The sequence below is a fragment of the Thermoflexibacter ruber genome, assembly GCF_900113045.1.
GTDB classification, from domain to species: domain Bacteria; phylum Bacteroidota; class Bacteroidia; order Cytophagales; family Thermoflexibacteraceae; genus Thermoflexibacter; species Thermoflexibacter ruber.
Map to the genome: position 1 here is coordinate 82,641 of NZ_FONY01000013.1, position 19,773 is coordinate 102,413.

9 protein-coding genes are annotated in these 19,773 nt (G+C 39.2%); 5 read left to right on the forward strand and 4 right to left on the reverse strand.

Translation table 11 applies throughout. From position 1 onward, the window contains the following. Window positions 1-11: 11 nt before the first annotated feature. The 4 genes from BM141_RS08810 to rpoC all read right to left on the reverse strand — a co-directional run bounded on the left by BM141_RS08810 (window position 12) and on the right by rpoC (window position 8,653). Window positions 12-1,016, reverse strand: coding sequence for a M48 family metalloprotease (locus tag BM141_RS08810; RefSeq protein WP_091544082.1), 1,005 nt, complete (start codon window positions 1,014-1,016; stop codon window positions 12-14). Between the two features lie 90 nt (window positions 1,017-1,106). Next, window positions 1,107-3,071, reverse strand: coding sequence for a tetratricopeptide repeat-containing sensor histidine kinase (locus BM141_RS08815; RefSeq protein ID WP_091544085.1), 1,965 nt, complete (start codon window positions 3,069-3,071; stop codon window positions 1,107-1,109). 111 nt (window positions 3,072-3,182) lie between these two features. Further along, on the reverse strand, window positions 3,183-4,244 hold the full coding sequence (locus BM141_RS08820; RefSeq protein WP_091544182.1) for a complex I subunit 1/NuoH family protein: 1,062 nt from the start codon (window positions 4,242-4,244) through the stop codon (window positions 3,183-3,185). A 95-nt stretch (window positions 4,245-4,339) separates the two neighbouring features. Next, the gene (gene rpoC / locus BM141_RS08825) at window positions 4,340-8,653 is read right to left on the reverse strand and encodes a DNA-directed RNA polymerase subunit beta' (RefSeq protein WP_091544087.1); all 4,314 of its coding nucleotides are present in this window, start codon (window positions 8,651-8,653) and stop codon (window positions 4,340-4,342) included. Window positions 8,654-9,172: 519 nt separating this feature from the next. Here rpoC and BM141_RS08830 point away from each other — a divergent pair. The 5 genes from BM141_RS08830 to BM141_RS08850 all read left to right on the forward strand — a co-directional run bounded on the left by BM141_RS08830 (window position 9,173) and on the right by BM141_RS08850 (window position 19,771). Continuing rightward, on the forward strand, window positions 9,173-12,328 hold the full coding sequence (locus tag BM141_RS08830; RefSeq protein ID WP_091544089.1) for a SusC/RagA family TonB-linked outer membrane protein: 3,156 nt from the start codon (window positions 9,173-9,175) through the stop codon (window positions 12,326-12,328). A 4-nt stretch (window positions 12,329-12,332) separates the two neighbouring features. Next, window positions 12,333-13,937 carry a RagB/SusD family nutrient uptake outer membrane protein gene (locus BM141_RS08835; RefSeq protein WP_245764024.1) on the forward strand — a complete coding sequence of 535 codons (1,605 nt, stop codon included), beginning with the start codon at window positions 12,333-12,335 and terminating at the stop codon, window positions 13,935-13,937. A 303-nt stretch (window positions 13,938-14,240) separates the two neighbouring features. Beyond that, on the forward strand, window positions 14,241-17,327 hold the full coding sequence (locus BM141_RS08840; RefSeq protein WP_091544092.1) for a SusC/RagA family TonB-linked outer membrane protein: 3,087 nt from the start codon (window positions 14,241-14,243) through the stop codon (window positions 17,325-17,327). Window positions 17,328-17,422: 95 nt separating this feature from the next. Continuing rightward, window positions 17,423-18,781, forward strand: coding sequence for a RagB/SusD family nutrient uptake outer membrane protein (locus BM141_RS08845; protein WP_091544094.1), 1,359 nt, complete (start codon window positions 17,423-17,425; stop codon window positions 18,779-18,781). Window positions 18,782-18,952: 171 nt separating this feature from the next. Continuing rightward, a complete protein-coding gene (locus tag BM141_RS08850) occupies window positions 18,953-19,771 on the forward strand; it encodes a CHAT domain-containing protein (protein WP_091544097.1) in 819 nt (272 codons plus the stop codon). Window positions 19,772-19,773 lie beyond the last annotated feature (2 nt).

Here is a 19,773-nt window from a genome sequence, read left to right on the forward strand (position 1 = left end):
TACCCTTAGTTTTATACGCCTTTTTTCTTGAAATTATCAAATCCTTGCTTCACTTTCTTGGCAATGTCGTCTATATTTTCTTTGACTTCGTTCACTACGTTCTCGATAGGCTTTTTAAAATCTTCTTTGTAAGAATTTGCCGCTTCCTTGAAGTCTTGGAAAGTATGTTGTTCTTTTTTCCGATTAGAGTAGTTGCCTCGCAAAATATTGTCATATTCTCCAGAGCGTACCCAGTTGATAAGTTCTAAAACCCTTACTACGGGAAATGGGTGAGTTAAGTAAATGGTATTCATCAACTTATGGATATTATCAGAAATAGTAGAGGCGTTTTGATATTCTTCTGCTTGTTTGATGAACTCCCCTAAATCCATTTCCTCTAACTGATTTCCCCCTGCCATTTTCATCAGAGAGCGAATGACAGTATCAGGATTTTGAGTAGTGAGTGCCTCAGCCCTATCTGAACTTAGTTCACTTTTTCTGTCCCACTCTCGCAAAGCTACAATGACTGCCTGCAAAGCTATGCCCGTAAGAGGTATTTGAAAGGCAAGTTGCGAAAGTTGTATCAAGATAGAAAGCAAGGTTTTGTAGAGCATGTGCCCACTCTTGATATGCCCTAATTCATGCCCTATAACTCCTAAAATTTCCTCATTGTCAAGAGTTTGCACAAGAGAAGTGTTCAGAACAATAAATGGTTTATTCCAACCTACTGCATAGGCATTGAGTACTGGGTTTTGAGAAATAAATAAGTCAGGTGGCTCTATATCCAATACTCTACAAGCCTCCTGATGCAGAGAATGGATTTTTTTAAACTGCTTTTCAGAAACTTTGACCGCAGAAGCAAGCGTGGCAAGACGAATAGATTTTTCCACCGTAGGACTTAGCACAGTCTTTATTACAGTATCTAAAGCTGGTACATTTTGTAAGGCTTTCAGAGCCGCTCTATCCGCAGGATGTTCCCAGATAGTAGAATCTATCCCTTTGAGATATATTCGTTTTTTTTCTTGTATAGAGTTCATTATTAAGTGATTATAATTTTGTCATATAAAAGTAAAGCTATTAAAATTACAACGTAGTTATTTTGAGATAGGTTACATTTGGTAGATAATTCACTTGGGTAAAGTAAAAGTAAAGGTGCTTCCTTTGCCTTCTTGGCTTTCTACCCAAATCTTTCCACCGTTTTTTTCTATCATCTCTTTGCAAATCCACAAACCAAAACCTGTACCTTTTTCCCCACCTGTTCCCAAAGATGAAAAATAATTCCCTTGCACAAATAATTTAGCAATACGCTCAGGGCTTATCCCTACCCCTGTATCTCTGACCGAAATTTTCCAAAAACTATCTTGCGCACTTACCAAAATATGAATCTTCCCATGTTGCGGCGTAAATTTCAAAGCGTTGCTCATCAGATTGCGTAAGACTAAGTCTATCTGGTCTTTGTCTGCTTTGGCGTATGCGTTTGTAGGAATTTCGTGGCTGATATGTATGTTTTTGGCATTAGCTATGGTAGAGAGTAGATTTATATTTGCATTTATTAGCTCTTGTAAATCAATATTTTGAATATTTGTTTTTAAGCCTTGCATTTGACTATTTGCCCAGATGAGTAAGTTATTTAAGGTAAAATGTACATGTTCTATGCCTTCTTTGAGTTTAGAGGAAAAAAACAAAAATTCTTTAGGACTAATCATTTCAGTATTAAGCATCTCCATAACATTTACCAAAGAGGCTATAGGAGCGCGGAGGTCATGCCCCAAGATAGCAAAAAGTTTGTCTTTGGTAGCATTTAACTCTTGGAGGTGCATGAGTAGTTTTCTGCGTTCCTGACTTTGCTTCCAAAGAGCAAAACTGATAGCTAAAATGACAAGAAGTAATAAAGCAAGCAAAATCCCAAAAGAAAATAACTGCTCATTTTGCTGTGTGAGTAAACTATTTTGATATTTCTGCTCCTCTGCTTCTACTCTTGCCAAAGCGCCCAATAAGGCTCGTTCTCTTTCCTGCCTTTTCAAAGAGTCTTGGTAGTGATGTGCTTTTTGCATAAAGATATAAGCTGAGTCGGTATTTTTTAAAGCGTAGTGTGCTTTTCCTAAAATTTCGCTTATTTCTCTGATAAAATTGTAGTGTCCAAATTTGATGGCTAAAGGATAGCTTTGGTGAGCAAAAAACAAAGCTGAGTCAGGCTTATCAAGAGCCAAATAAGTGGCAGAAATATTGTTCAGTCCTGCAATAAGTTCATGTTCGCTGTTGAGTTTCCGCCTGTGCATCAATGCCGCAGCCTGCCAAGGCAAGGCTTCTCGGTATCTTTTCTGCTCATAAAAAGATAATCCTACATTATCTTTCAAATACCCTAAACTTCTATCATCTCGATACTTTTCCCCTATCGCAATCCCTCTTAAATAGTATTCTCTTGCTTCCTCATAGTCTTTTATGTAAAAATAAGCATTCCCAGCCTCGCTAAGTGTACCTGTGGTGAATTTTTCTTCTCCTCTTGCGAGTTGGATTTGGAGTTGTTGATGATATGCCTCTATGGCTTGCTCAGTTTTCCTTTGCTTTGCATAGATTCCCCCTAACAAACCATAATTGGGTACTTGTTCTAAGTTTTTGTCTTTCACTAACTTAATTTGTTTTTGAATATATTGGTTCGCAGGCTCATACTGCTCCCATTTCAAGTAAAAGTTAGCCAAGTGATAGTAAGCCTCATAAAGTAAGGCAAAATGACGATTACTTTCTGCTTTTTCTTTTGCCTCAATAAAAAGGCGATTGGCATAGCTTGGATTACTAAACTGCTCTATGTAACCAAATGCCAGCAAACCCCTGATTTCGCCTTCTTGGTACTTAGTTTCCTTAGCAAGTTGGATAGCTTGCTTAGCATATTGCTTACTTAGCTGGGCATTGTTGAGAAAAAATCTGTCAGAGAGGCGAATGTAGAAGTCTATTTTGTCAGTAGGCTTTTGAAAAAAAGCCAAAGAATCATCTATCTGCTTACTTGCGTCTTCCTTTTGGGCAATACTCCATTGAGTAAAGCAAACACAAAGTAGAAGGCATAAAACAAAATATATTACTCGAGCAGGCGACATAGATTATCTCATTGGCGTATTCCCTAACAAAGATAAAACTATTAGCAAAAAATTAATAAAGAAAAATAGATTTTATGACCTTCTACGCTCAAAATAATTATTCTTCTGCTTTCAAACTAATAAAAGCCTCCATACTGCACATATCAGCAATAAAATCAAGGCGAAAGGCGTAAGGTATTTCCAAGAAAGCGTCATTAATTGGTCGACTCTAAGGCGTGGGTAAGTCCAGCGAACCCACATTTGGACAAAAACAAGGGCAAAGCTTTTGAGAAAAAGCCAAAAAATACCCCAAAAAGTGCCTGTTGTATATGCTGCTAACTTAAAATCTCCTAAGTTGGGCAGAGGCGTATTCCAACTCCCTAAAAACAAAATACTTGCTAAAATACTGACTAAGAGCATCATACCGTACTCTGCTAACATTAAAAATGCCCAGCGCAAGCCAGAATATTCTGTTTGAAAACCCGCAACCAATTCGGACTCTGCCTCTGGTAAATCAAAAGGGGCGCGGTTGCACTCTGCTAAACTTGCGATGAAAAAAATTATAAATACAAAAAATAAAGTAGGAAGCCTAACAATATTCCATGTAAAAACACCTCCTAAATGAGTAACTTCTATCCAAGGTAAACCAAACAGATAGCTTTTCTCCTCACTTTGGTTTAAAATGCCTTGCTGAAGGCTAATTTCCTGTAAATTAAGTGTTTGCGTAATCACTGTTACGCACAATACAGATAGTCCGAGAGGAATTTCATAGGAAATAATCTGCGCTACTGAGCGAATAGCACCATACAAAGAAAATTTATTGTTAGACCCCCAACCTGCCATGAGCAAGCCAATGATGTCCAAAGAAACAAAAGTGAGCAAATAAAAAACGCCTACTTGGGCAGTAGAACCGACCAAATCAGCCGAGAGGGGAATAACTGCAAAGCCAGAAAAAACCGCCGTATAAACCACCAAAGGGGCATAGAGAAAAAGTTTTCTATCTACGCTTAGTGGCACAATATCCTCTTTTTGAAGGAGTTTGAGAATATCTGCAAAGGTTTGTAATAAGCCATACTTTCCTACTTCCATAGGTCCCAAGCGGTCTTGGATAAAGGCGGACACTTTTCTTTCCGTATAAACCCCCACTAAGGCAAAAAGGGGAATAAAAAACAAAAAAAATAGAAATGTTATCACTAAAATATATTTTATGCCAAAGATAGCTTCCTTTTCTAATAAAAAAAAGCCCTTTGATATTTTCAAAGGACTTTTCTCTTATATCAAGCAAAAAATTAATCTTGGTATTCTTTCTTTAATTTGAAAGTTTCTTTGGATTCTTTGATTGCTTCGTATTCTTCTTTTGAATATACTTTGATAGTATCGTACTGACGCATTCCTGTACCTGCTGGGATTAAGTGTCCAACAATTACGTTTTCTTTTAAGCCAAGTAAGTAGTCGGTCTTGCCACGTATCGCTGCCTCGCTGAGAACTTTGGTAGTTTCTTGGAAAGATGCCGCAGAGAACACGCTCTTTGTTCCCAAGGAAGCCTGAGTAATACCTTGCAAGGTGGGTTTAGAAACCGCAGGCTGTGCATCTTTTACCTTCACCAATTTCATGTCTTTGCGTTTGAGCATGGAGTTTTCATCTCTCAATCGCCTTGCACTCACAATCATACCTTTTTTCATGGTAGTAGAATCTCCCGCATCTATTACTATTTTCTTATCCAAAATTACATCATTGGCATCGCGGAAAGAAAACTTATCAACCACCTGCCCTGGTAAGAACATGGTATCTCCTGGGTCTATGATTTCTACTTTCTGCATCATTTGGCGTACAATTACCTCGATGTGCTTGTCATTGATTTTCACCCCTTGCAAGCGATATACTTCTTGGATTTCGTTTACCAAATATTCTTGCACGGCAGTAGGACCTTTGATAGCTAAAATATCCGAAGGAGTAGTTGCCCCGTCAGAAAGCGGGTGTCCTGCTTTCACAAAGTCATTTTCTTGTACCAAGATATGCTTAGAAAGAGGCACCATGTACTTCATTTTTACGCCGTCTTTTGATTCTACAAAGATTTCTCTGTTCCCTCGTTTGATGGCACCATAAGTAACTACACCGTCTATCTCGCTCACTACCGCAGGGTTAGATGGATTACGTGCCTCAAACAACTCTGTAATACGAGGCAGACCACCTGTAATATCGCGCATCTTGCTCAACGTTCTTGGTATTTTTACCAAGATTTGCCCCGCTTTTACTCTTTGTTTATTCTCTACGGCTAAGTGAGAGCCTACAGGAATATTACTGCTAATTACCTGTCCTTGGTCATTGCGAACCATGATAACAGGGTTTTTCGTTCTATCCCTTGTTTCTATAATTACTTTCTCTTTGTAACCTGTCTGCTCGTCATATTCCTCTTGGTAAGTAATACCTTCTTCAATTGCCTCGAACTCTACTACGCCGTCATATTGTGAAAGAATTACCGCATTGTAAGGATCCCAATAGCAAATGTTATCTCCCTTTTCTACCATTTGCCCTTCTTTTACCTTCAAGAAAGAGCCATAGGGAACGTGCTGACTAATAAGCACTTGTCCATTATTTGGATTTACAATTTTTACCTCTGCGGTACGTGCCATTACTACGTTGATTTTCTCTCCATCATTGGTAGTAGTAGGCACTAACTTCATTTCCTCAAATTCTATTTTTCCTGCAAATTTGGCATTCACCGAAGATTCTACCGAAATATTAGATGCTGCACCCCCCACGTGGAAAGTTCTCAAAGTAAGCTGAGTACCAGGTTCGCCGATAGACTGAGCGGCAATAACTCCCACAGCCTCACCCATTTGTACCATTTTGCCTGAAGCTAAGTTTCTACCATAGCATTTTGAGCAAACTCCTTGTTTAGATTCGCAAGTCAGTACAGAGCGAATTTCTACCTGCTCGATGCTTGTTTCATCTATTCTTTTAGCAATGTCTTCTGTAATCTCTTCACCTGAAGCAACAATGAGTTCATTGGTCAATGGGTCAAAAACATCATGTACGGACACTCGACCTAAGATTCTTTCTGCTAATTTTTCAATGATGTCATCTTGGTCTTTGAGAGCTTCCATAGTAATACCTCTCAATGTACCGCAATCCTCTTCGTTAATAACTACATCTTGGGCTACGTCCACTAAGCGGCGAGTCAGGTAGCCTGCGTCTGCTGTTTTTAGTGCGGTATCTGCCAAACCTTTACGCGCACCGTGAGTAGAAATAAAGTATTCTACTACGTCCAAACCTTCTTTGAAGTTAGAAAGAATAGGGTTCTCGATGATCTCGCCTACAGAGCCTTGCAAGTTCTTCTGAGGTTTTGCCATTAAGCCCCTCATACCACCCAACTGACGTACTTGCTCTCTTGAACCTCTCGCCCCAGAGTGCATCATCATATAAATTGGATTGAAACCTTGTCTATCTTCTTCTAACTGTTTTAGCAGAGTTGTCGTAATATCGTTATTTACTTTTGTCCAAACATCAATTACTTGGTTATATCTTTCATTGTCAGTGATAAGTCCCATGTAATAGTTATTCCAAATAGCATCTACCTCTTTCTTTGCTTCCTCAATCAAGCCCATTTTATTGGCAGGAACTTTTACGTCAGACAAGCCAATAGAAAGTCCACCTTTGAAAGCTGTTTGGAAGCCGAGATATTTAATATCATCTAAGAAGTGAGCGGTACGTTGCATACCTACTGTCTTGAATACTTGGGCAATAATTTGCTGAAGTTTCTTTTTGGTTAGCTCTTCGTTCAAGAAGCCTACTTCTTTCGGCACATATTGATTGATAATTACCCTACCCGCTACTGTTTCAATCAATTTATTCTTCATCTGTCCTGTTTTTTCGTCTTTTACAGGCACTCGTACTTTGATAAAAGCATTTTTATCCAATTTCCCTTCATTGATAGCGATGATTACTTCCTCCGCAGAGTAAAAACTCATTCCCTCGCCTTTTACGATGTGTTCAGGGGTAGAGCGACGACCTTTAGAAAGGTAATACAAGCCCAGTACCATGTCCTGAGAAGGTACGGTAATAGGTGTACCGTTAGCAGGGTTCAAGATATTATGCGAAGCAAGCATGAGTAAAGAGGCTTCTAATACTGCACCTTGCCCAAGAGGGACGTGAACCGCCATTTGGTCGCCGTCAAAGTCAGCATTGAAAGCAGTACAAACTAAGGGGTGCAGTTGGATAGCTTTCCCTTCTATCAATTTAGGTTGGAAAGCCTGAATGCCCAAGCGGTGCAAGGTAGGAGCGCGGTTGAGCAGAACGGGATGCCCTTTCAATACATTCTCCAAAATATCCCAAACCACAGGCAACTTCTTATCTACTATTTTCTTTGCCGATTTTACCGTTTTTACAATTCCTCTTTCTATCAATTTTCTAATAATAAATGGCTTAAACAGCTCTGCCGCCATGTCCTTAGGCAAGCCGCACTCATGCAGTTTGAGTTCGGGACCTACTACAATTACTGAACGACCAGAATAGTCCACACGCTTTCCTAATAGGTTCTGACGGAAACGACCTTGCTTGCCTTTGAGCATATCACTCAAAGACTTTAATGCTCTATTGCCATCAGCACGTACAGCGTTCACTTTGCGAGAGTTATCAAACAAAGAATCTACCGCTTCTTGCAACATTCTTTTTTCATTACGCAAAATAACCTCTGGTGCTTTAATATCTATCAAACGCTTTAAGCGATTGTTCCTAATAATAACCCTTCTATATAAGTCATTCAAGTCAGAAGTAGCAAAGCGACCACCGTCCAAAGGCACTAAGGGACGCAACTCTGGCGGAATCACGGGCACCATGCGAATAATCATCCATTCTGGCTTGTTTTCTACATTTCTTGTTTTGGCATTGCGGAAAGCCTCTACTACTTTCAGGCGTTTCAAAGCCTCTGCTTTGCGCTGCTGGGAAGTATCATTAGAAGCCAAATCTCTCAATTCATAAGAAAGTTGGTCTAAGTCCAAACGCTGCAATAGCATTTCTAAGGCTTCTGCCCCCATTTTAGCGATAAACTTTTGAGGGTCTTCGTCAGGAAGCATTTGATTTTCTCTTGGCAACTTATCTATAATGTCCAAATACTCATCTTCAGTTAAAAAATCTAACTGGCTGATACCGTCTTTGGCTTTTATTCCCGGCTGTACGACTACGTAGCGTTCATAATAGATTACTTGGTCTAACTTCTTGGTAGGAAGTCCTAACAAGTAGCCAATTTTATTGGGTAAAGAGCGAAAATACCAAATATGAGCTACAGGAATCACCAGCTGGATATGTCCCATGCGCTCGCGTCTTACTTTCTTTTCAGTTACTTCCACACCGCATCTGTCGCAAATAATGCCCTTGTAGCGAATACGCTTGTACTTGCCACAATGACACTCCCAATCTTTAACAGGTCCAAAAATGCGCTCGCAGAACAACCCACCCATTTCGGGCTTGTAAGTACGGTAATTAATCGTTTCAGGTTGTGTAACTTCTCCATGAGAACTTTCTAAAATAGACTCTGGAGAGGCAAGGCTAATGGTGATTTTGGTAAAATCGTTGCTAAATTTTTTGTTTTTCTTGAAAGCCATCTGAGGAATAGTGTATTTAGAATGTGCTTAAACCTTAGTCTAATTTTGAACTTGCAAAGTTATAATAAAAAAATAAATCTGCCTAAAAATTTTCAAAAAAATATTTTTAATGCAAAGTATTTTGCCTGATTTTTGCTTAAATAGGCAAAATTTTGAAAATCAATCGTTTATTTAATAATTTTTACTGAATCTTGGAGAAAGCAGGACTAATTTAAATTTAATTAATTGAAAAGCAATTAGATAAAAAATTATATGCATAATTAACTTCACCTATTTATGGAATTAGCTTAAAAATTAACAATTTATTAAAATTTGATTATCAAATACTTATCATTTATATCTCAAATCTGTTATAACTTTTAACAAAATTTCTTAACTATTTATTAAAAATATTAACTTTATTTGTGAACTTCAATTAAAAACTACTTAAACCTATTCTACCACAGCAAGCTAACTTTTTAGCCTGTTTTATTTTTTTATTTCTTATTTTCAATTTTTTTAAATCTTAAATCTTAAAAAATGAAACGACTATTACACTATGGCTTTGTGCTTTTAGTGGTGTTTGCATTCACCTCGCTTGCACAAGCACAAGACCGAACCATCTCGGGGAAAGTAACCTCAGCAGAAGACGGCAATCCGCTTCCGGGAGTAAATGTCATCGTGAAGGGTACTTCCACAGGTACAGCAACAGGTTCTGATGGAACTTATAAACTTCAAGTTCCTTCTAATGCACAAGCATTGATTTTCAGTTTTGTAGGTTTTCTTAACCAAGAAGTGCAAATCGGCAACAGAAGCACGATAGATGTAGTATTGCAAACTGACCAAAAACTACTTTCTGAGGTAGTTGTAGTAGGTTATGGAGAGCAGAGTCGTAAGACTTTGACCTCTGCCATTACCAGAATTGAAGGTTCTACTATTGCTAATCTTGCTACACCAAGCTTTGACCAACAGTTAGCAGGACGTGCCGCAGGCGTACAGGTTACTACACCAAGCGGTATTTTGGGGCAAGCCCCTCGTATTTTGATTCGTGGGACAAACTCTGTTTCTTCAGGAACTTTTCCTTTGGTGGTAATAGACAACGTTCCTATGATTACAGGCAACCAAAGTGGTGCCACGCCTACTAACCCTATTGGGGATATTAACCCTGCAGATATAGAGTCTTTTGAAATATTGAAGGACGGTGCAGCAACAGCTATTTTTGGTTCAAGAGCGGCAAATGGAGTTATCTTGATAACTACTAAGCGAGGCAAAAGAAACTCTGGCGCAAGGGTAAATTTAGATGCTTACTATGGTGTAGCACAGCCTATCAATCGCTTTGATTTGTTAAATGCACAAGAGTTTATCACCATAGCCAATGAAAAATTGGCGGGTTTAGGACTTGCTCCACAAGCGTTCCCAGACCCTAATGGTGCAGAAACAGACTGGCAAAGTCAAATCCTTCGCACAGGTACTGTACAGAACTACGGCATTAATTTTAGTGGTGGTAGCGACAAAACTACTTACTTTTTCTCTTTGGGTTACACCGACCAATTAGGTTCTACAGTGTCTAATGCTCAAAAAAGATTGACTTTTAGGGGAAATATAGACCACCAAATCAATAAGTGGATAGAGGCAGGTACTTCTCTTTCTCTTACACGCAACAATAATGACGGTCTGAATACGGGAACGAATGCACTCTCTGGCAATATCACAGGTGGCTTGAGGCTTTTCCCCAATGTGCCTGTTTTTAATCCTAATCATCCAACAGGCTACAATATCTCTCCAGACAATCAAGTATTAGGCAACGGGGCAAATACACGTAACATTGATAATAATTATACTAACATTAGGTTTGTATTAGATAACAATAAGTTCCAAGCACAAACCAATCGTATTTTGTCTAACTCCTACTTCCAAGTAAATATTTTGGATGGGCTACGCTTGAAAACACAATATGCGATTGACTACTCTGCTACAAGGAGTTTTTCATCTTTAGACCCTCGTCACGGAGATGGTCGTGGCTCAAATGGGGTAGTAAATATGACTCAAAGAGACGTAATCCGTTGGAATTGGCAAAATTTATTGACTTATAACAAGTCTTTGGGTGACCATAATTTGGGCTTGACCGCAGGTTTAGAATACCAAAAAACTGATGTTAGTTCCTTCACTGCGGGCGGACAAAACTTCTCAGACCGTTTCTTTATCCAGAACGGCTTGATTACAGGGACTTACTCTACACAGACCTCAAGCGGAACAAACGTGCCGACAGGATTTGACTCTTACTTTTTCAGAGCAAACTATGGCTACAAAGCCAAGTATTTGGCGGGATTTAGCGTAAGAAATGACGGTATTTCTTCCTTGCCTCCAGCAAATCGTAGAGGTAATTTCTTAGGTGGTTCACTTGGCTATAGAGTTTCTGAGGAAGATTTTTATAAAAATTCCTCTTTGGCAAAAATTATGAACGAAGTAAAGCTAAGAGGTAGCTATGCAGAAGTAGGTAATGTGGATATTGGTTCTTTCCCTTATGTAGGCGTATTTGGTGCAGCGCAGTACGCTTCCCAAAATGGTATAGCTTTCTCACAAGCAGGGAATCCTGACCTGAAGTGGGAAACAAGTAAAAAAATAGACTTTGGGGTAGAATTAGGTTTTTTGAATAATAGATTGACTTTGAGCGTAGATTACTTCCAAAACAATGTAGATGGTTTGATTCTCGATGCCCCTACGCCAAGTTCCATAGGTATTCCGGGTAACTCTATTAGCAAAAACATCGGATCTTTGCTCAATAAAGGATGGGAGTTCCACGCTACTGCGGAGGTCATGAACAAAAATGGTTTCAAATGGAATATAGATGCTAACTTCTCTGCCATAAATAACCAAATTCAAGGTTTAAATAAAGGTTTGGACGGTAAAGACCAAGACTTACTATTCACTTACCATGTTACGAGAGTAGGTTTCCCAATAGGTTCTTTCTATGGCTTTGAAACTGCAGGAGTAAATCCTGCCAATGGAAATCCATTGTTTGTCAAAGGTGAAGGTAGAATAGTTCAGCGAAACGTAACTACAGGGACTTACTCTTTCTATGACCCTGCTAATCCTAAGAATGAAAGTAACACACAAGGTGCGGCGTTGAACTTTGCAGATGTAGCAGACGGAGGTGATAGAAAAATATTAGGGAATTCTAACCCTACTTGGTTTGGTGGCTTGACCAATACTTTTAATTACAAAGGTTTTGAGTTAGAAGTATTTTTGCGTTACTCTGGCGGTAACAAAATCTTAAACTTGACCAGACAAGGCACCTTGCTCAACTATGACTTTAATAATAGTGGTAGAGAAATACTCAATCGCTGGCAAAAAGAAGGTGATGTTACCGATGTGCCAAGGTTAGTGATTAATAGAACTGCCCAAGCCAACTTGACAGGGGCAACTACTACCAGATTTTTAGAAAAAGGCGACTTCCTTAGAATCCAAAATATTGTTTTGAGTTACAACTTGCCTTCTTCTTTACTTGATAAAGGTGCATTCCCCGTGAGAAGTTTGCGCGTTTTTGTTCAGGTACAGAATGCCTTTACATTTACTAAATACACAGGACTTGACCCAGAGCTATCAAGTAGCACAGGGAACAGTACCTTTGGTACAGATGAAAATACTAATCCTCAAATCAGATTTACAACCTTTGGAATCAATATAGGCTTATAATACTATGAAAAATATAAAATACTATTTGGCGGCGATATTGGTAATATTGCTTGCCTCTTGCGAAGTAAATGACTTACAACCGCAAACTGCACTTTCAGAAACTACCGCTTTTGAAACTCCTGAGCGTATAGAACTTGCTGTAGCAGGCGTGTATGATGGAGGACAGTCTGGATTTTATTTAGGTGGAGCAGTAAGAGGTTATCCTTTTGGTGCAGCAGTCCATCAGCAGGGCGACATGAGAGGCGAGGATATGATAAGTACTCAGTTATTTTATGCGATTACTTACGAAAATACTTATGACCCTACTTCTCCTAATAATGGCTTTTTATGGCAAACTTTGTATGCTATGATTAACAGAGCCAATATTGTGATTGAGGGGATTAAAAAAACAAGACCTTCGGCAGTGCTTACACAAGAAAAATTGAATGAATATGAAGCAGAATGTCGTTTCTTGCGTGCTATTGGTCATCATTTTCTTTTGATTCACTGGTCAAGACCCTTTTCAGATAATCCTACCGCTCCAAATGGTGGAGTCCCCTACCGCACTTCTTCTGTGGGTGTTGTTGGAGGAGCATCGGTAGATGAAGCGATTGCACAAGGCAGAAATACAGTAGCTGAGTGCTATGATAAAATCATAGAAGACCTTAATTTTGCGGAGACAAACCTTCCTGCAACTCGTGCAACTAATAGAATTACAAGAGCTACGAGAGCGGCAGCCATTGCAGCTAAAACTCGTGTTAGATTGCACCAAGGAAGATGGCAAGATGTCATTACCGAAGGAAATAAACTTGCCCCTCAAGCCACTGCACCTTTTTCAAGTCCAATAGGTAGTCATTCGCTTACTGCTTCTCCTATGGGACCTTTTGGAGCAGGAAATAAAAACAACTCTGAATCTATCTTTTCTATTGAAAACAATGACGTGGACAATGGGGGCGTAAATGGTGCTTTGCCAACCATGTACGGCTCTTCTGCTTCTGGGGCGAGGGGTATTATCTGTATTAGTCCTATTTTGTGGAATCAATCATGGTGGTTAGCAAGTGATTTGAGAAAATCTGCCACTATGGTACAAGACGACCCCGTAACTGCACCCGGTAGAGGGGGGAAGTTTACAAGAAAATATGCTGATGCAGTTACTCGTACTGATAATTCTCCTATTTTCAGGTATGCTGAGGTATTACTCAACTTAGCAGAAGCACTTGCCCGCAATAGTTCTGGAGTCGACCCTAAAGCGGTAGCTTTACTCAATGCAGTGAGAAATAGAGCGGTAACTAATACAGCCGACCAATTTACCGTGAGCAGTTTTGCTACATCAACGGACTTAGTTCGTGCTATCCTCCAAGAAAGAAGGATTGAGTTTATAGGCGAAGGGTTAAGATGGGGTGATATTCACAGGCTTTCCAAAGACCCTAACTTTGATGTAGGCGGTATCCCAGCTAAAGCCAATCGTGGTATTTCTAACTTCGCACCGCTATATACCAATAATCCTGCAACTACTTTCCCTATGCAACCTGCCATTCCTTATGCGGATTTCCGCTTCCTTTGGCCTATACCTTCGGAAGAAATAGTGAATAATCCGACTTTGGCAAAACAGCAGAATCCGGGCTGGTAAGATTATAGAGGATTTTACCATAGTTTTATAAATAAAGAGGAATTAACTTTGTGTTAATTCCTCTTTTGTTTATCATTTAAGGTAAAATTAAATATTTTAGTATCTCATTATCAGGTGTTTGCTTTTTTAGTATGAATTTTTAACAAAATTTCTTAATCATTTATTAAAAATATTAGTTTTATTTGCAAACCTCAATTAACATTCATATCAACAACCTACCTAATCATTAATAAGTTAATTTGTTTTTTATTTTAACTAAGTATTAATTTTTATTATTTAATTGTTTAACCTAAATCTTAAAACATGAAACGACTCTTACTTTATGGTTTAGTGCTTCTTACAGCAATTGCATTCACCAATATTGCACAAGCACAAGACCGCGTTATCTCTGGGAAGGTAACTTCATCGGAAGACGGTAATCCACTCCCGGGAGTGAACGTAGTAGTCAAAGGTACTACGGTTGGTACAGCCACAAGTACTGATGGTACATACAAGTTACAAGTACCTTCTAATGCTCAGGCATTAATTTTCAGTTTTGTGGGTTTCTTGAACCAAGAAGTGCAAATTGGGAATAGAAGCACCATTGATATTTCTATGCAGACAGACCAAAAGCTTCTTACAGAAGTTGTTGTAGTCGGCTACGGAACACAAAACAAGAAGGAGCTCACTGGCTCTGTAGCCTCTGTAAGGAGTGAAGAAATCGCTAACCTACCTCTACTTGGGGTTGACCAAGCATTGCAAGGTAGAGCTGCGGGGGTGATGGTTACGCAAAACTCTGGAACTCCTGGGGGCGGTATTGCAGTGCGCGTACGTGGATCTGGCTCTATCACAGGCAGCAACGAGCCTTTGTATGTAGTAGATGGTGTACCCATCAACACGGGTAGCTACGCTCGCTTTGGTGTGGGAAATCAGCAAACAAATGCCTTAGCAGACTTGAACCCTTCAGACATTGAGTCTTTTGAAATCTTGAAAGACGGAGCATCTGCAGCTATCTATGGCTCTCGTGCTTCTAATGGCGTAGTCTTGATTACTACTAAGAGAGGTAAGCAAGGTAAAACAAATATAGATTTTGGCTTTTATACAGGTGTACAACAAGTATGGAAAAAAGTAGGATTGGCTACTGGACCTCAGTATGTAGAAGCCTTACAAGAAGGGGTAAGAAACAGATTCGGGGCTAATGTAGTACCCAGTCAGTTGGGCTTAGTGGGTTTGGATAATGCTCCAAGTAGCTATCCAACTGCCGACTGGTTTAGTGAAATTTTCCGTACCGCCCCCATCTCTCAATATGATTTGAGCGTGTCTGGGGGGACAGAAAATACTAAGTTTCGTATCTCAGGTACTTATTTTGACCAACAAGGCATAGTGTTAGGTTCTGGTTTTAATCGTTTTAATACACGTATCAACTTAGACCATAGCATTAGCAAGAAAGTAAAAGTGGGAATGAGTTTGGGTATTACTCGTTCTGCTCAGAACAGAATCCAAAACGATAACAACATTTATGGCGTTGTCTCAGCAGCTATACTTTTAGGCACGCATATTCCTGTTAGAAATCCTGACGGTACCTATGGCAGAGACCCTAATGCCTCAGTAGATAACCCCGTAGCCGTAGCAACTGAGCCTTTAATTAAAGTAATTACACATAGATTAATAGGTAACGCCTATTTAGAATATGAAATTATTAAAGGCTTAACCTTCAAGACTTCTTGGGGAACAGATGCTATGGATTTCCGCGAACGTTTCTTCTTACCTACTACCACTAACCAAGGTGCAGGTGTAAATGGTGAAGGCAGAGAGGTTTCTACGCAAGATATTAGCTGGCTCACAGAAAACACCTTAAACTTTACCAAAAAATTTGGAGAGAAACATAATTTTAATGCACTGATAGGGGCTACTTACCAAGAGTCTAACTACGAGTCTATTTTGACAGTAGCGCGAGTATTTCCTGGTAATGATATCAAGAGATTATCTGCGGGTGCAGTGAAAACAGATGCTTCATCTTCTGGTACTTCTTGGGGAATTGCCTCTTATTTGGCACGCGTGAACTATGATTTTGCTGGCAAGTATTTATTCAGTGCAAGTATTCGCTATGATGGTTCTTCAAGATTCTCGGAAGCTAACCGCTGGGGCACTTTCCCTTCTGTATCTGCGGGCTGGAGAATCTCTGAGGAAAACTTTATGAAAGGTATAGAGTTTTTGAGCGACTTGAAATTAAGAGCAACTTACGGAGTTACTGGTAATCAAGAGTTTGGTAACTTCTCGTATTTAGGCTTGTATGGCTCAGGAAACAACTACTTGCAAAGAGGAGGTATTGCTCCTTCCCAATTAGCTAACCCCAATCTTACTTGGGAAAAAGGAGAAAATATTAATGCAGGTTTAGATGTTGGTTTTCTAAGTGATAGATTCAGCTTCTCAGTAGATTATTTCATTAGAAATACCAATGCTCTGCTCCTGAATCGTCAGTTACCGCTTACTTCTGGCTTCGGAAGTATTACTGAAAACATAGGTAGTGTAGAGAATAAAGGACTTGAAATTGCCTTAAACACTACTAATGTCAATACATCTTCCTTTAAGTGGACTACTAACTTCAATATATCTTTTATCAGAAATAAAATTACTGCCCTATTCAATAATCAACCTTTTGCTGCTGGCTTTGCAAACTGGGTAGCCGTAGGCGAACCTTTGGGTGCTTTCAGGGGCTTCAGAGTAGAAAAAATCTTCCAAACCCAAGAGGAAATAGACCAGTTAAATGCAGAAGCAAGAAATAAATTTGGAGCAGGTGCGGTTTATCAAGCAGCGTTAACTCGTCCCGGCGACTTTAAATTTAAAGATATTAATGGAGACGGCAGAATTACAACGGATGACCAAGAAATTTTAGGAAATGCACAGCCTAAGTTCTTTGGTGGAATTACAAACAATCTTTCTTACAAAGGTTTTGACTTAATGTTCTTTTTCCAATTCATGTACGGAAACAGTATTTGGAATCATACGCGGGTATTTTCAGAAGGCATGAACAGTATCTTTGGGCAAACCTCGGGCATCCTAAATCGTTGGACACCTAACAATACTAATACCAATATGCCAAGAGCTGTTTGGGGAGACCCCAATAATAACCGAAGAAACTCCGACCATTGGATAGAAGATGGCTCTTACTTGCGTTTGAAAAATGTTGTATTAGGCTATACTCTACCTAAGTCTTTAATTGAAAAAACTAAAGTATTCCGTAATGCACGTCTGTATGTAGCAGCTCAGAACTTACTTACTTTTACCAAATACTCAGGTTTAGACCCAGAAGTAAATACTTTTAGTGGTTCTAATATCTCCTTAGGGACGGACTTCTTAACTTTTCCACAAGCACGTACTATGACGATAGGTGTGAACTTGGGTTTATAATCAGTTAGTGATTTATAGCTTAATTTCATGATTTTTACTAATTGTAAATCAATTACTTATTTAAAATTTCTAAATGATTTTTAAAATATTTTAATATGAAAAATAAATTGTTATACTTTTTAGGACTTTTGCTAATTTTTTTGGCAAGTTGTCAAAAAGAAGTTTTAGATCAAGCCCCTCAGGCATCGCTGGACGATAAAGTTGCTCTAAATAATAGATTTGGCGTAGAGGCTGCTATTCTTGGTATTTATGACGCCTTACAAAGTGGTAACTATTATGGCATTCGCCTACCTATATTTGGTGATATGGCAGCAGATAATTTAGCTCACGTGGGTACTTTCCCAAGTTTTGCTCAGATTAAAAACCGTGCCATTTTGACTGATAATGTTGAAATTACAAATATGTGGTCAATTATTTATGAGGGTATTAATCGTGCCAATAACGTTATAGATGCTGCCCCTAAAATTCAAGACCCTGCTTTTAATGCCAATAGGGCTGTAGCAGAAGCACGCTTTTTAAGGGCTTTATTCTATTTCGATTTAGTAAGGATTTGGGGAGGTGTGCCTATCATTTTACAGCCAACAAGAAGCCCTGACCCTGCTGTATTAAATGTAAGGCGTAACTCAGAAGCAGAAGTGTATGCTCAAGTTATAGAAGACTTGAATTTTGCCGAGCAGAACCTACCTGATGTGCAAGCTAATCGTGCTACTAAATGGGCAGCAACTGCACTAAAATCAAGAGTTTACTTATACCAGAAGAATTATCAAGGTGCAATTGCTTCCGCAGACCAAGTAGTAAAAAGTAATCGATTTAATTTGGTTTCTAACTATCGTTCGCTCTTTGAAACTAAAAATGCCTCGCCCGAATCAATCTTTGAAATTGATTTCAATAGTGTAGATGGGAACTCTATGGCATTTTTTAATTGGCCTACTTCCCTTGGAGGAAGAAATGAAGTACGTCCTACTGGTGCTGGCTCTACTTTGCCAACTGCTTACGAGGCAAATGATGCAAGAAGAGCAGCTACCATAGCCCAAGCAGGTACAGTAATTGATGGTAGAACTATCCTTACAGGCTTGGGTATCAAATATTTCCGCATTGCTAATGGTGACGATAATGTGATTGTTTTGCGTTATGCAGAAGTATTACTAAACTATGCAGAAGCTTTGGTAGAACTGAATAGAACTGCTGAAGCATTACCACTTATCAACCAAATTAGAAGAAGAGCGGGGTTAGCTGAGCTATCTGCTTCTATTTCTCAAGATGAAATGCGCTTAGCCGTAGAGCGTGAAAGGCGTTTAGAACTCGCTTTAGAAGGTCATCGTTGGTTTGATTTAAAGCGCACAGGAAGATTGCAAGCAGTTTTAGGTTTAACTAACCCTAATGCTGCCTTGTGGCCTATTCCTTTTCGTGAAACAACAAATAACCCTAATATGACGCAAAATCCGGGTTATTGATATTGCTATAATTTCACTCTCTTGATTAAGACAAAGCCAAAGTAAAAGTACTTTGGCTTTACTTTTTTTATTAAAAAAATAATATATAATTGATTATCATGTTTTATATAATTAAAATTGCAAATACTTCTCTTGAAATCAATCTAAGAAAACCTTAAAATATGGAAAACTATGCCTCTACCCGTCATTTTCCTTGCCTTTGCCAATGACAAAGTGAACAACGCGAGGTATTTAAGAAATATTCCTGCGGAACACAATGGAATCCGAAAAGCACTCCAAGAAGCTGAAAAACAAGGACTTTGCGAAATAGTAGAGCGGTCTAATGCAAGCATAGAGCAAATCATAGACGTATTCCAAGATAGCCGCTATAGGGATAGGATTGCGATTTTCCATTTTGGCGGACACGCAGACGGCTATCAGTTGCTTTTGGAATCCTCACTACACCTGTCAGGTTTCCTACACCTGTCAGGTCTTAAAGACCTGACAGGTGTAAATCAAACTGCTCACGGCGAAGGCTTAGTCGCCTTCCTTTCCAAACAAAAAGGTTTGCAATTGGTCTTTTTTAATGGTTGCACTACCGAACAGCAAGCCAAAGAACTTTCCCAAGCGGGGATTCCTGTAGTGATAGGCACAGTAAGCGAGGTCAATGATGAGGTAGCGACTGACTTGGCGGTTCGCTTCTACAAAGGTATAGGGCAGGAAATGGACTTAGAAAGGGCTTGGCAGGAGGCAAAAGACGAAATAAGCATGAAAAATGGGACAACTCACCTGCGTGGCTTGTACCGCAAGGGCTTGAGAGAGGCACTGCCCAACAAAATGCCTTGGGAGATGTATGCCAAAGAGGAAGCTAAAAATTGGAAGCTGGAAAAAATAACAGACACTTTCCAAGTGTCTGAGAAAGAAGAAATGCAAAAAAATAAACCCGATATCACCCAAATTGCTGAGAAAATTTATAATATTGACAATGCCAATAACTCTACTTTTAACTAATC

Coding starts and splice junctions, on each gene's coding strand:
- BM141_RS08810 (WP_091544082.1), bottom strand. CDS start 1,016: ATGAACTCTATACAAGAAAAAAAACGAATATATCTCAAAGGGATAGAT.
- BM141_RS08815 (WP_091544085.1), bottom strand. CDS start 3,071: ATGTCGCCTGCTCGAGTAATATATTTTGTTTTATGCCTTCTACTTTGT.
- rpoC (WP_091544087.1), bottom strand. CDS start 8,653: ATGGCTTTCAAGAAAAACAAAAAATTTAGCAACGATTTTACCAAAATC.
- BM141_RS08830 (WP_091544089.1), top strand. CDS start 9,173: ATGAAACGACTATTACACTATGGCTTTGTGCTTTTAGTGGTGTTTGCA.
- BM141_RS08835 (WP_245764024.1), top strand. CDS start 12,333: ATGAAAAATATAAAATACTATTTGGCGGCGATATTGGTAATATTGCTT.
- BM141_RS08840 (WP_091544092.1), top strand. CDS start 14,241: ATGAAACGACTCTTACTTTATGGTTTAGTGCTTCTTACAGCAATTGCA.
- BM141_RS08845 (WP_091544094.1), top strand. CDS start 17,423: ATGAAAAATAAATTGTTATACTTTTTAGGACTTTTGCTAATTTTTTTG.
- BM141_RS08850 (WP_091544097.1), top strand. CDS start 18,953: ATGCCTCTACCCGTCATTTTCCTTGCCTTTGCCAATGACAAAGTGAAC.